The sequence below is a fragment of the Bacillus sp. AFS055030 genome (genome assembly GCF_002574545.1).
Classification (GTDB): Bacteria; Bacillota; Bacilli; order Bacillales; family Bacillaceae_G; genus Gottfriedia.
Map to the genome: position 1 here is coordinate 66,229 of NZ_NUGT01000016.1, position 14,089 is coordinate 80,317.

General features: G+C 32.3%; 13 protein-coding genes. 9 read left to right on the forward strand and 4 right to left on the reverse strand.

Annotated features, from left to right (window positions below):
- Window positions 1-18: 18 nt before the first annotated feature.
- The 3 genes from CN925_RS06600 (at window position 19) to CN925_RS06610 (ending at window position 3,087) form a co-directional block, all read left to right on the forward strand.
- Window positions 19-1,653 carry an ATP-binding protein gene (locus tag CN925_RS06600; RefSeq protein WP_098845464.1) on the forward strand — a complete coding sequence of 545 codons (1,635 nt, stop codon included), beginning with the start codon at window positions 19-21 and terminating at the stop codon, window positions 1,651-1,653.
- A complete protein-coding gene (locus tag CN925_RS06605; protein ID WP_098845479.1) occupies window positions 1,619-2,320 on the forward strand; it encodes a response regulator in 702 nt (233 codons plus the stop codon). The genes CN925_RS06600 and CN925_RS06605 overlap by 35 nt, the downstream gene beginning before the upstream one ends.
- Window positions 2,321-2,547: 227 nt before the next feature.
- Window positions 2,548-3,087: a GNAT family N-acetyltransferase gene (locus CN925_RS06610; RefSeq protein WP_098845465.1), complete on the forward strand. Its 540-nt coding sequence runs from the start codon at window positions 2,548-2,550 to the stop codon at window positions 3,085-3,087.
- Between the two features lie 97 nt (window positions 3,088-3,184).
- On the opposite strand, the gene CN925_RS06615 is transcribed toward CN925_RS06610, so the two are convergent.
- Complete coding sequence (locus tag CN925_RS06615) at window positions 3,185-4,144, reverse strand: ABC transporter substrate-binding protein (protein WP_098845466.1); 960 nt, start codon at window positions 4,142-4,144, stop codon at window positions 3,185-3,187.
- A 167-nt stretch (window positions 4,145-4,311) separates the two neighbouring features.
- Between CN925_RS06615 and CN925_RS06620 the strand changes: the two genes are divergently transcribed.
- Genes CN925_RS06620 through CN925_RS06630 form a run of 3 tightly spaced genes read left to right on the forward strand, consistent with a single transcriptional unit; the run spans window position 4,312 to window position 7,167 of the window.
- Complete coding sequence (locus tag CN925_RS06620) at window positions 4,312-5,313, forward strand: FecCD family ABC transporter permease (RefSeq protein ID WP_098845467.1); 1,002 nt, start codon at window positions 4,312-4,314, stop codon at window positions 5,311-5,313.
- On the forward strand, window positions 5,310-6,362 hold the full coding sequence (locus CN925_RS06625; protein WP_142339196.1) for a FecCD family ABC transporter permease: 1,053 nt from the start codon (window positions 5,310-5,312) through the stop codon (window positions 6,360-6,362). Before CN925_RS06620 ends, CN925_RS06625 begins: the two co-directional genes overlap by 4 nt.
- Before the next feature lie 4 nt (window positions 6,363-6,366).
- On the forward strand, window positions 6,367-7,167 hold the full coding sequence (locus CN925_RS06630) for an ABC transporter ATP-binding protein (RefSeq protein WP_098845468.1): 801 nt from the start codon (window positions 6,367-6,369) through the stop codon (window positions 7,165-7,167).
- Window positions 7,168-7,285: 118 nt separating this feature from the next.
- Here CN925_RS06630 and CN925_RS06635 read toward each other — a convergent pair whose 3' ends face one another.
- The 3 genes from CN925_RS06635 to mprF all read right to left on the reverse strand — a co-directional run bounded on the left by CN925_RS06635 (window position 7,286) and on the right by mprF (window position 10,906).
- On the reverse strand, window positions 7,286-7,705 hold the full coding sequence (locus tag CN925_RS06635) for an organic hydroperoxide resistance protein (protein WP_098845469.1): 420 nt from the start codon (window positions 7,703-7,705) through the stop codon (window positions 7,286-7,288).
- Between the two features lie 26 nt (window positions 7,706-7,731).
- Window positions 7,732-8,184, reverse strand: a complete 453-nt coding sequence (locus CN925_RS06640; protein WP_098845470.1) for a MarR family winged helix-turn-helix transcriptional regulator — start codon at window positions 8,182-8,184, stop codon at window positions 7,732-7,734.
- Window positions 8,185-8,383: 199 nt separating this feature from the next.
- A complete protein-coding gene (gene mprF, locus CN925_RS06645; protein WP_098845471.1) occupies window positions 8,384-10,906 on the reverse strand; it encodes a bifunctional lysylphosphatidylglycerol flippase/synthetase MprF in 2,523 nt (840 codons plus the stop codon).
- Window positions 10,907-11,270: 364 nt separating this feature from the next.
- Between mprF and CN925_RS06650 the strand changes: the two genes are divergently transcribed.
- From CN925_RS06650 to CN925_RS06660, 3 genes are all read left to right on the forward strand, one after another.
- Window positions 11,271-12,866 carry an FMN-binding glutamate synthase family protein gene (locus CN925_RS06650; RefSeq protein ID WP_098845472.1) on the forward strand — a complete coding sequence of 532 codons (1,596 nt, stop codon included), beginning with the start codon at window positions 11,271-11,273 and terminating at the stop codon, window positions 12,864-12,866.
- 210 nt (window positions 12,867-13,076) lie between these two features.
- On the forward strand, window positions 13,077-13,655 hold the full coding sequence (locus CN925_RS06655) for a TMEM175 family protein (protein ID WP_098845473.1): 579 nt from the start codon (window positions 13,077-13,079) through the stop codon (window positions 13,653-13,655).
- A 50-nt stretch (window positions 13,656-13,705) separates the two neighbouring features.
- Window positions 13,706-14,053: a VOC family protein gene (locus CN925_RS06660; RefSeq protein ID WP_098845474.1), complete on the forward strand. Its 348-nt coding sequence runs from the start codon at window positions 13,706-13,708 to the stop codon at window positions 14,051-14,053.
- Window positions 14,054-14,089 lie beyond the last annotated feature (36 nt).

Genomic DNA, 14,089 nt, shown 5'->3' on the forward strand with positions numbered 1-14,089 from the left:
AATATAAGGAGAAATATTATGCGTTTACATTATAAGCTAATCATCTTTATTTCTGTTCTCATTTTAGTTATTAGTAGTGTTTTTGAAATAGTATCTCAAGAAATGTTTTTAAAAAACCTTAAACATGAAAAGGGATTAAAGGCCTTGGCCATTTCTCAAACAGTAGCAAATATGCCAGAAGTTCGTGAAGCATTTTCAAGTGAAAATCCATCAGGAATCATTCAGCCAATTGTTGAAAAAATCCGAAAGAAAGTTGGAGCGGAATTTATTGTTGTTGGGAATAAAAATGAAATACGTTATTCACATCCAAATTCATTACTAATAGGTCAGAAAATGGTTGGTGGAGATAATGATAAAGTATTTAAGGGACAGGAAATCGTATCCGAATCGACCGGTACACTTGGCCCTTCTTTAAGGGGAAAAACTCCTATTATTGATGATGATGGTAACGTAATCGGAGTTGTTTCTGTAGGTTACTTAATAAAAGATATCGATCATGAGGCAAATGCTTTTAGCAAAAAACTAATAAAAAATAGTATTGTTATATTACTACTTGGAATAGGGGTAGCTTTTTTAATTTCGTTTAATATTAAAAAATCGATATTCGGATTGGAGCCGAAAGAAATTGGAAGGATGTACAAAGAAAAGCACGCTATTTTAGAATCGATTCATGAAGGGATCATAGCGATTGATGAATACGGAGAGATTACGGTCGTAAATGAAAATGCTCATAAAGTACTTTCTATTCCAAATAATATAAAGCTTAGAGGATTAAAAATAGAAGACATTTTGCATAATTCACATTTGAAGAAAGTAGTTGAAACTGGTCAGCCAATTTATGATTTAGAGTTTTTAATAAATGAAAAAATAATGATTATTAATTGTATTCCGATCGTTGGAATGAATTCTAAAATTGTTGGCGCAGTCACTACCTTTAGGGAAAAATCAGAACTGAATAAATTGTTAAATGAACTATCGCAAATAAAAGCATATTCAGAGGGCCTTAGAGCACAAGCACATGAATACTCAAATAAGTTACATACAATTTTAGGCTTAATACAATTGGAATCTTATCAAGAAGCGATTGAGTTAATTTCAAAGGAATCAAATATAACTCAAAATATTATCCATTTTATTATGGAAGAAATTTCAGACCCAGTCGTTGCAGGACTTCTTTTAGGAAAAATAAGTTTAGCTAATGAGTTAAAAGTAGATTTTAACATTGATTATAATAGTAGTTTTGCAGATGTTCCAAAAGAAATTAACAAGGAAGATTTAATAACAATTATCGGAAATTTATTAAATAACGCATTCGAGGCAGTATTAGAAACAAATAAATCTGAAAAGCTTGTTTCACTATTTCTTACTGACTTAGGTGAGGATTTAGTGATTGAAATTGAGGATAATGCAAATGGAATTCCTGAAGAACTAATTAATGAGATATTTGAATATGGAATTTCTACTAAGGAGCAATCTAAAAATTCAGGGATCGGTCTTCACCTAGTCCAAAAATTACTCAATAAATTAAACGGACAAATTACTTTTCATTCAAACGAACATGGGGGAACTACATTTATTGTTGCCATTCCGAAATGCCAAAAGGAGAGTAACAGATATGATGAAAAAGAATTTAATAGAAGTGTTAATAGTTGAAGATGATAGTAGAATTGCAGAGATTCATCAGCGATTTATTGAAAGAATAGAAGGATTTAGTGTAATGGGTATTGCAACTAATTACGAAGAAGCAGTTGATTTAATTGAAATTCTCAAACCGCAGCTAGTATTATTAGATGTTTATTTTCCGGATATGAATGGCTTAGATTTTTTAAAATGGATGAAGAAACATTCAATTTTGGCAGATGTAATTATGATTACAGCAGCTAAAGAAATTGATTCAGTTAATAAGGCCTTACATTATGGGGTATTTGATTTTATTATTAAGCCAGTCATTTTTGAACGTTTAAAAAAGTCTCTAATTCGTTATGCAAGTTATTCAAATAAAGTGAAAAGCCTACAATTAAAAAGTGCTTATTTGACTCAAGATGAAATAGACGGTCTTATCGGCAAAAATAATTCAATCATTGAGGAGCAAAGTATATATCCTAAAGGAATTGATAAACTTACTTTAGATAAAGTGTTATTCGCGATAAAAGAAGTTCATAAAGGAATGACTGCTGAGAATATAGGGCTAGAAATTGGCGTTAGTCGAACTACTGCCAGGAGATATTTAGAATATCTAGTATCTGAAGGAAAAGTATTAGCGGATTTAGCGTATGGAACGATTGGAAGGCCAGAAAGAGTTTATTTAATAAAAAACTAGATTATTTAAGTATCCTTAATGACTATGACAAACCTAACATTTCTGTAACAGGAATTGTGAAAAATCATGATAGTGGGATCGTCTAAGCGCTTGGTATACAAGCGTTTTTTTATGATTTTTACAAGTTTATGACAGTGTAAGTTTATGAGAGTTTGGTTTTTGAAAGCGTTGAAAACCTTACACTTGTTATATAGAATATATTTTGGAGCAATTACGGAGGGATAATTATGAAAATACGTTTATTAACTAAAGAAGATGCAGAAATCTATCTTAATATTCGTTTAGAAGGCTTAAAAGAGAATCCTGAAGTATTTATTACAACGATGGATGAAATACTTGATCAAGATGACCCTATTGAATACAAAGCAGAAATATTAGATAAAGATAAAAATTATACGATTGGTGCATTTACTGACAAAGGTCAATTAATTGGAGTAGCAACTTTAAAAACATATGAAAAGGTTAAAGCAGAGCATAAAGGAAAAATTGAGTCTGTCTATGTTTCGACTAGCGCTAGAAAAATGGGGGCAGGCATTCTTCTAATTGAAGAAGCGATCCACTTAGCAAAAAGCTTAGGACTCGAACAACTTACAGTTAATATCGTAGAAGGAAATGAAACAGCAAAAAAACTATATGAAAAACTAGGATTCAAAACATTTGCTAAAACCCCTAATAGTTTAAAATTAAACAATGAATATTGGGACCAAGAACATATGATGCTTACACTAATGGCAGAAGATGCTGAAAATGCAGGGAAAGCGGGATAATCAAGCATTGTAGGGAAATATCGCGTCTTAAAATAAAAAAAGGTTTACCTAAATTGTCATTCAATCTGACAATAAAGGTAAACCTTTTTAAATTGTATTATTTAGTAAAAGTCTTCTCAATATCATCTAACATTAAATAAGCAGCCTTGATTCCACCTGCAGTGTTCCAAATTGTGTCACTTACTTTCATTACATGTCCGTTTTTAGAAGCATTTAATTTTTTAAATAAAGGATCTTCTGTAAATTCTTTTTCAAGCTGAGATCCAGACTCTTTACCGTCATCAAATGTAAAGTAGAATAGGTAGTCTCCATCCATCGCTGGAATACGTTCTTTTGTTACACCTTTTTCAGCAAAATCTGGAGCATTTTGTTCTTCAGGACGTTGGAATCCTAATTGTTTAAGAATGACACCAGAGAATGTATCTTGGTGATAGATTCGTACATCTGCACCCATAAAACGTACCATTGAAATTTTTTGATTTACTTTATCGCCTAAATCAGCTTTTAGATCATCAACACGTTTTGTATAATCAGCTAATACTTTATTGCCTTGTTCTTCTTTGTTTAAAACTTTCGCATAGAATTTAAAGTTTTCTTGCCAATCTCCACGTAATGTTTCAGCGAAAACTGTTGGAGCAATAGCACTTAATTGTTCATACACTTTTTCTTGACGCATTTTATTACCGATGATTAAATCAGGTTTTAATCCAGCGATTTTCTCAAGGTTAACTTCACTTTCCAAACCTACAACTTCAACACCATCCATATCTTTAGAGATATGATCGTACCAAGGATTTCCTGACCATGATTTTACAGCACCAACTGGTTTTACACCTAATGCTAATAAAGCTTCAGTTCCTTCGTTTGTTAAAATAACGACTCTTTTTGGATTAACAGGAACTTTTGTCGTACCCATTGCATGCTCAATCGCAACTGTATTTGATTTTTTACTTTCTTTACTAGAAGCTTCATCTGATTTTTTAGTGCCACATGCACCTAATACCATAATTGCTGCAATAAATAGAGCAATTAGTGAAGAAAATTTTAGTTTTTTCATAGAATGGTCTCCCTTTAGTTGATAATGATTATCATTTATCTTGATAAATAGTATTATAGATTAAGAATTGATTAAAAGTCAATAAGAAAATGAAAACCATTCTCATTGACTTGATAATTCACATCATTTAGACTAAAAGAAGAGAATAGAATAGTAGGAGATAAATAATGCTTATTCATCCAAGATCAAGGGCTTTCTTATTAGTAGCTTGCATTTTATTATTAATAATTTGTTTTTTCTCTAGTATTTTACTAGGTTATACGGATACAAGTTTTACAAGTTTAATCCATTCATTTACAAAATTTGATGGGTCTAATGAACAGTTAATTATTCAAAATGTTCGGGTTCCAAGAGCGATCATTGCTTCAATAGTAGGAGCAAGTTTAGCAATCGCTGGTTTATTTATGCAAGTATTAACTAAAAATCCTCTAGCATCACCGAGCGTTTTAGGAATTAACGCTGGTGCCTCGATGTTAATTGTACTTAGTATTACATTTTTTCATTTACAATCACCTAATGCGACTATATGGCTTTCATTTATAGGAGCTACATTATCAGCGATATTTGTATTTGGGTTAAGTTCAATAGGAAAAGACGGAGCGACACCATTGAAAATTACTTTAGCTGGTGTTTCAATTGCAGCTATGTTCAGCTCAGTAACCCAAGGCTTACTAGTAACGAATGAAGTGGCATTAGAGCAAGTACTATTTTGGCTAGCGGGTTCAGTACAAGGTCGTTCACTTGATTCTTTACAAATAGTACTTCCATATATCGTGATAGCTTGGATGGTTTCACTTGCACTTGGTGGAAAGATTAATACATTTATGTTAGGAGAAGATGTATCAAGAGCTTTAGGGCAAAATACAGCTTTATTAAAAATGACTTTAGTTGTATTAGTTATCATTCTAGCAGGTGGTGCTGTAAGTATAGCAGGACCAATAGGATTAATTGGAATAATTGTTCCTCAAATCGTTAGAATGTTTGTTAAAAACGATTATCGTTGGATGATTCCATTTTGCGGTATTTTCGGAGCGATTTTACTTCTTTTAGCTGACGTAGGTTCACGTTATATTTTAATGCCAGAAGAAACGCCAGTTGGTATAATGACCGCAGTAATTGGTGCACCATTTTTTATATACTTAGCAAGAAAAGGCGGTACAGTAAAATGAGCATGATCAAAGTAAGAAACAAGTACTTTTCACAACTTTTTAATAAACGATCATTTTCCGTTTTAATCATTGCACTTCTTTTACTGATCAGTTCATTTATCGTCAGCTTAACGCTAGGTGATCGTTATATCTCTGTTCCAAAAGTATTATCTGTTATTTTTGGTGAAGGGGAAAAAATAGATGAATTATTTATTCAAGCATTTCGAATGCCACGAATCATCATTGCCATTTTTGCTGGGATTTCTTTAGCGATCGCCGGAGCGATTCTTCAAGGGTTAGTTAGAAATCCATTAGCCTCTCCAGATATTCTTGGGATAACTGGTGGAGCAGGAGCTACCGTTGTTTTATTTTTAGCCATTTTTAGTAATGATCGTACGAATCAATTAACAGTCAGTATAAAATGGCTACCATTAGCGGCATTTATCGGTGCTATTATCAGTTTAGTATTTGTTTATGCTTTTGCTTATAAGGATGGGGAATTAAAGCCATTAAGATTAGTTTTAGTAGGAGTTGGATTTTCAGCACTAGCTCAGGCCACAACTTCATTCTTTATGATTATTGGACCTATTTTTAGAGCGACTGAAGCAAATATGTGGTTAACAGGAAGCGTTTATGGAGCGAACTGGGAGCAGGTTAAAATCATTACAGTCTGGACACTTGTTTTTATCGTGTTAGCTTTATCGTTTATTAGACATATCAATACACAACAACTTGGAGATGAAGTTTCAACAAGCTTAGGAGTTCAAGTAGAAAAAAATCGCTTAATTTTGTTATTTATAAGTACAGCATTAGTAGCTGGTGCAGTTGCATTTGCAGGAGCAATCGCATTTGTTGGATTAATTGCACCTCATATTGCTCGGAAAATAGTTGGTGCTTCTTACGGTGCATTGATTCCCTTATCCGGAATAATCGGTGCAATCATGGTATTAGTGGCTGATACAATTGGAAGAACGGTGTTTAGTCCCATCCAAATACCTGCGGGTGTCTTTACTGCCGTAATTGGTGCACCATATTTTATCTATTTATTATTTAAGACTGGAAAAAGGTGATGAGATGTCAACGAGCGCAATCGAAACAGAAAAATTAACGTTATCATATGAGGATCGTACAATTATAAACGAATTAAATTTTCAAGTTCCAAAAGGGAAAATCACAGTCTTAATTGGGGCCAATGGGTGCGGAAAATCAACATTACTTCGTTCACTTGCAAGATTACTTCAACCTAAAAGCGGAACCATCTTACTTGATGGTAAAGAAATAAGTAAGCGACCTACAAAGGAAATTGCACGTAATCTTTCAATACTTCCTCAAAGCCCTGTTGCACCAGAAGGTTTAACCGTTTTTCAATTAGTAAAACAAGGAAGATATCCTTATCAAACTTGGTTAAAACAATGGTCAAAGGAAGATGAAGAGAAAGTAAATAATGCTTTAAAAATTACAAATATGTATGAATTAAAGGATCAATTAGTCGATTCATTATCTGGTGGTCAACGTCAACGTGCTTGGATTGCGATGACATTGGCTCAAGATACGGATACAATTTTATTGGATGAGCCAACAACATATTTGGACTTAACACATCAAATCGAAATTTTAGACTTACTTTACGAATTGAATGAAAAAGAACAGCGTACAATTGTTATGGTATTACATGATATAAACCTAGCATGTCGTTATGCACACAATGTTGTCGCGATTTCAAATGGCGAAGTTTACGCACAAGGAGACCCAGAAAAAATCATTAATCAGAACTTAATCTGTGATGTTTTTTGTATGAACTGTGATATCGTGAAGGATCCATTATTCGGAACGCCACTTTGCATACCTCATGGACGAGGTAGAAAAATAATTTAATCAATTTAAAAAAGGTGTCCTTAAATAGGGCACCTTTCATTTAGTAAGAATCGAACAAATATAAGTAAAGAGGAGAAGGGGTAAGTCAAAACTTTTTCTACTCACTTTATGCAAAATATTATCCGATTACTCGTAATTGTACATCCATATTACCTTTAGTTGCCTTTGAATATGGGCAAACGCCGTGGGCTGCTTTTACTAGTTCTACAGCTACTTCTGTTGGAACACCTTGTACTTTTACATCAAGTTGAGCAGCTAATTTGAATCCACCATCAGCAGGGTCTTTACCGATTGTTATGTTTGCAGTTACTGATGTCGATTCTAGTTTAATTTTTTGATTACGAGCTACTAAATTTAAAGCACTGTCAAAGCAAGCAGAATAGCCAGCAGCAAAAAGTTGTTCTGGATTTGTTGCTCCACCGGGTCCGCCTAGTTCGACTGGTGGTTTCAGTGATAAATTAATAAAATCATCTGATGAAATAACTCTTCCGTCTCGTCCACCTGTTGCAGTTGCTGTAGCAGTATATAATTTTTCCATTACGATCTCTCCTTAATATAAATTATCTATTTCTTATTTTCATTTGCAGTTTGAACTTTTTTTAATAATGCTTTTGTTTGGTTTAATAATGTTAAAATTTCCTCTTGAGTAGCATCGCTTTCCTCGAAAAACTTCTCCGGTATACAGTAAGCTTTTTCTTTTAATTTAGTTCCTTCTTCAGTTAATGTAATAAATACTTTTCTCTCATCACTTGAATCACGTTTACGGAAAATAAGGCCCGCAGATTCCATTCTTTTAAGCATTGGTGTAAGAGTTCCAGAGTCTAAAAAAAGAGTCTCCCCAAGTTCTTTCACAGTTTGTTGGTCCTTCTCCCAAAGTGAAAGCAATGCAAGATATTGTGGATATGTTATGCCGATCTCATCTAAGATTGGCCGATATAATTTAGTAATCTCCCGGGAACATGCATAAATTGAAAAACATAATTGATTTTCAAGCAAAAGCTTATTTTCTTTATTCATTTAATCAACATCCTTTTATATTAGTTGTGCACAATTTAATATGACACAATAATAATTCATAAGAAATAGTTTTGCAAGCAATAATAATTATTATTTTTTACCAATTTATTTATTTTCATTATTAATTGAATAGGTTTGAAGTAGGCTTATTCACAATAAAAAAGCCAGTCAATGTTCATTACATTAACTGGCTATCTATTTAATTTTTTCTAGACCTAGAAATTAATGAAGTTATTTGTAGCATTGTAATTGGTAATGATGTCTTTTTATGATAGGCCAAAAACTTCGGCGTCCAAGAATTAACATATTTTTCTTTAAAACTTCTTAAACCTTGAAAGTGATATAAAAATTGTCCATATTGATAAATTTGCGCAGCAATTTTCTCACTTGTAAATGAAAATTTAGATATACCAACATTTGCTAAAGGTGTCATACCAACATTAAAATAATGAAAATTTCTAGTCTTAAACCATTCAATTAAGTTAACAAACATATAGTCCATAATTCCTTTTGGAGCGTCAACTCTATGACGCATTAAATCAATTGAAATCGTATGCTCATTATAGTTCGGCATAATCGATGCAAAAGCAATCATTTTATCTTCATTATTTTTAATAATCGCTACAGGCGCAAGTTTGATATAATCCTCATCAAAATAGCCAAGCGAAAACCCTTTTTCCTTACGTCCTTTCAGCCACTCTTGTGATAAATTCTTTAATTCAGTAAAGAACTCATTTGAAAAAGGTGGTTCAATCATTTCAAAACTATATTCTTCGCGTTCAAACTTATTATAGAGTGCCCGTATACCTTTATTATGTTTTCCTGATAAAGAGAATGTTGAAATATCAGTGAATCCTTCTTCACCAAGTTTAAAGAAATCAAATCCGTTTTCATGTAGATAAGATAGTGAATTCGAGTTTACTTGGTAGAAGACAAGTGTATACCCAAATTGATCAGCATAATTTAATAATTCCTCAATAGCAGGATATAAACGAGATTTATCACCAACCGGATCACCTAAAATAACTAATTTGTCTGCATATGGCTGAAAAATAAATAATACAGTCTCATCTTGAGCCCAAAATAAATATTTATCATGTAAAAAAACCAAATGTGAAAGCTCTGTGCCACCATACTGATTAAAATGTTCTTTTATTTTTTCTTCTTGATCCTTCGTATTAATAAATTCAAATTGTTTTCTTTTCACTTTAAAAAATGCGATATAAAAAAATAGTAAAGCAGCTGCAAAACCAAGAACTGCACTAATAATGATATCCCTCGAATTAACAAGTATATAAGGTAAATATTTAGCAGGTATTTTGACATTTGTTTGAGGTAGATTGATATAAGCAATAAGTAAATAACTACCTAAAAAGAAGAATAAAATAAAATTATCAACAATAAGCTTACCCCATGTTAAAACAAAGCTTTCTCTATAAAATTGTTTTTTTGAAATAAATAATATAAATGCAACTACTAATACAAAGAGGGCTTCTTCATAATCTAATCCTTTAGAATACGTTGTAACTGCCCCAACAATTAGCATAAATAGCGTAATATACCATGCTCTTTTATCTTTATAATCAATTCCACGTGAGAGTCCTAACAATGTAAAGCCTGCTGTGACTGAAATTAAATGTGAAATATTAATAATTGTTGAAGGTAAAATTAAATTTAAAAGACTAATTCTTAAAAGCATGCTTGGAACAGCAGCCGAAACTAATAGAATAACGCCAGATAAAAATACTAAAATCGTTAAAAGTTTATGCCCTAAATAGGTTGAAATTTGATTTGGAATATTATTAAATGATTGATTTATTTTATTCCATAATAATTTAAGAGCTAAAATAATACCGCAAGCAAACGGGAAAAAGAAATAACTGAAACGATAAATTAACAAAACAAGAAGTGTCGTTTCCTTGTCGATTCCAAAGTATGTAAAACCTAGTAAGAAAATAAAGTCAAAAGATCCAAGTCCCCCTGGAATCATACTTAAAAGTGCTGCAACAGACGCTACTAAAAAAACAGGTAATACCTCTATGATTGAAATGTCGATCTGTAAAAATAAACAAATGAAGTAAATGAATAATAAAATAAAAGTCCATTCACATAAGGAAATGACAACTAGTGAAAACATATATTTAGCGGAAAAATTCTCCGAGAAAAAATTACGTTTTAAATAAACGATTAAAAACATAACCGGGAAATAACAAATTGCAATGATTATAGCGATATATAAATACTTATATTCATTTAAAAATGATAAATCAAATATTCCAGTAAATAAAACTAAGCTCAATATCGATAATCCAGAAAGTAAGAATATCGTTACACTACTAACTGCTTTCACAATTTCGGGTCCGCTTCGATCTTTTCGATAAAACAGAGTTCGAATGGTCGTACCTGCAACCCCACCTAGACCAATTAGGTTTGAGGAAGTATTCGCAAGCCAAGCTACCATTAAAGTTTTTCGAAAACTGAAATCTAATTTTAATAGTCTTACAAGTACGAAGTCATATAAAAACATCGGAGATACGGCTAAAATACCTAATGCAAAAATTAAAAGATACTGAATTAATGTAAGAGACTCCATATAGTTAAAGAACATTTTAAAATCGAAATTTAAAAGTACGTTTTTTCCAACATAGATGAATGTAACAAGTAATATTGAAATGAAAAATAGTTTAAATAAACCTACTTTACTAATCCGAATCTTATTCATAAGACACTCCTGAAATTAATATTCAACAAAAATAATCGTATTAACTTTAGTATTCCATATTATTCCACTATTTAACAAGAAGAATATGAACGCTTTATGTAAAATTTGGAACTTATTATTTTGAAGATAAAAAGTTAATTAGATTTTAATTTTCAGGACTATTTTGTGATTAGTATTTACTTGGAAGTATGACTTCGATTTCCACTAATAGTGAAAGTGTATTCGATCATCGAGCATTGTATAAATTGAAAGGTAATGTGTAAAGAATAAATTGTGAACGCCATTAAGAGAGTAAGAATGAAGTAGTTTAAGTTAACATACATTTGATGATAATGTTACGGAATTTTTCAAGGGGGAATTATAATTGAATAGTACAAATGTTTTAATTATCCTTGGATTTATTTTTTTTGCTGTGATACTTCTAGTTTTAATAATAAGCACAATCTATTTGTTTTTTATCGATCGCAAACAGAAGCAACATCCAATACTCCGTAATTATCCAGTAATTGGCCGAGCTAGGTACTTCTTAGAAACTATAGGACCTGAGCTACGTCAGTATTTATTTAACAGTGACCTAGAAGGTAAACCTTTTTCTAGAGATGAATATGAACATATTGTTAAAAAAGCAAAATATAAACGAGATGTCCTAGGGTTTGGCTCTAAAAGAGATTTTGAAGAAAAAGGATATTATATTAGAAATTCAATGTTTCCAAAACTATCAGAAGAATTAAAGATGGACGAAAAAATAAACGTAACGACAAACCGATATTTATTGATTAAAGAGCCTTTATTTACACAGAAGGAGGAAAGATTAGAGAAAAATGATTCACTTGCATTTTTATTGGATGATAGTGATGCAATTGTGATCGGTCAAAACACGAGGTATCCTTTTATTGTAAAAGGCCAGATTGGTATGTCTGCTATGAGCTATGGATCCTTAGGTGAAAATGCGATTACTGCACTCTCTGAGGGATTAGCAATTGCTAAGGGGTCATGGATGAATACAGGTGAAGGTGGTTTGTCAGAATACCATCTAAAGGGTGGCGTTGATATAATCATGCAAATTGGCCCTGGTTTATTTGGGGTTAGAGATAAAGAGGGAAATTTTAATTGGGATGCTTTGAAAGAAAAAAGTAAAATTCCTGAAGTGAAAGCTTTTGAACTTAAACTAGCTCAAGGCGCTAAAACACGTGGTGGGCATATTGATGGGGAGAAGGTAACAGAGGAAATTGCAAGGATAAGAATGGTAGAACCTTATAAATCTATTGATAGTCCTAATCGTTTTCGAGAGTTTCAGGACTTTCCTTCTTTGTTTGACTTTATAGAACAAATCAGAGAACAAACGGGAAAACCAGTAGGAATGAAAGTGGTTATTGGAAGTCATCATGAAGCAGATGAACTAGCAAAACACATAAAAAGTACTGGAAAGGGCCCTGACTTTATTACAGTAGACGGTGGTGAAGGGGGGACAGGTGCCACTTACCAGGAACTGGCTGATAGTGTAGGGTTACCAATTAAAGCTGCTTTACCATTAGTAGACAATGCTTTAAGAAAATATGGCGTCCGCGACCAAGTTAAAATAATAGCTTCCGGTAAACTATTTTCTCCGGATCGAGTAGCGATTGCATTAGCAATGGGAGCTGATCTTGTTAATATCGCAAGAGGATTTATGATTACAATTGGTTGTATTCAAGCATTGAAATGCCACTCCAATGCATGTCCAGTCGGTGTGGCCACAACCGATCCAGATTTACAAAAAGCCCTTGTCATTGATGAAAAAAAACATCGAACAGCGAATTATTTAATTTCAATGCGTGAAGGTTTATTTCGGATTGCAGCGGCTGCGGGCCTAGATTCTCCTGCCCATTTTCAAAGTGAACATGTCGTCTATAAAGATGAAAAAGGGAAAGTATGGTCACTAAAGGAAATTTATCAATCATTGGTGGAAAAAGTAGATTAAATGTTGAACAAAAAAAATCGACTGCAAAGTCGGTTTTTTAGTTTAAATGATCGGTATATTTAGCGAAAATTGAATGATTAGTTATATATGAAAAAGTGTAAAATAGTAGATTTAAAACAATAGAAAGGAGTAATCGAAGCTTTAGCGAACTTGAACTGTTAGAATGAAAAATTGATAAAACAAAAAACAATTAATAATAGGGAGTAAACGATGCATAAAAATCGGTTAGAAGCTTTTAGTGACGGTGTCCTTGCTATTATTATTACAATTATGGTCCTAGAAATTAAGATTCCTCACAGCCCAAATATACAAGACTTAGTACAACTTTTGCCAACCTTTCTAAGTTATTTGCTTAGTTTCATTTATGTAGGTATTTATTGGAACAACCATCATCATATGATCTACACTTTACAAAAGGTAACAGGGTCAATAATGTGGGCAAATCTTCATTTGCTTTTCTGGTTATCCTTAATTCCTTTTGCTTCTGGTTGGATGGGAGAAAACCATTATAAGCCTTATCCGACAATGCTTTATGGTGTAATACTTTTAATGACCGCTATTGCTTACTTCATATTACAAAGTATAATCATTCAAAAAGAGGGAAAGAATTCAAAGTTAAAACGGGCTATAGGTAACGATTGGAAGGGAAAAACTTCGGTGATTTGTTACTTTTCTGCAGTTTGTACGTCTTTGATTTGGCCATGGTTTGCTCAAATAATTTATGTAATCGTTGCAATTATGTGGCTATTACCGGATCGTCGAATAGAGAAAGTTATACAAAATAGATAAAAAAATATTTTTTTAGAATATATTTATATAAAGTGAGGGAGTTAATTATGATGATAAAAGGTTTCGGGGGAATTTTTTGGAGGACAAAAAATCTAGATGCTTTAAAAAAATGGTACAGTAAAGTGCTCAATGTTGATATAGAAAATTGGAATGGGACGATTATTAAACCCGATTCTGAAAATGAAATAATCTTTTCTTTTTTTACAGAAGATGACAATTACTTCCCAGCAGAACAACAAGTGATGCTAAATTTTCAAGTTAATAATCTAGATGAGACGATTAAGCATCTTGAACAGGTGGGTATTCCACTAGCAAAGGAAAAAGAGATTAGTGATTATGGTAAGTTTGCATGGATTAAAGATCCTGAAGGTAGATTGGTTGAACTCTGGGAAAAATAAAAAAAGGAGTTGCTTGTAAAATGTACCCTTTGTAAA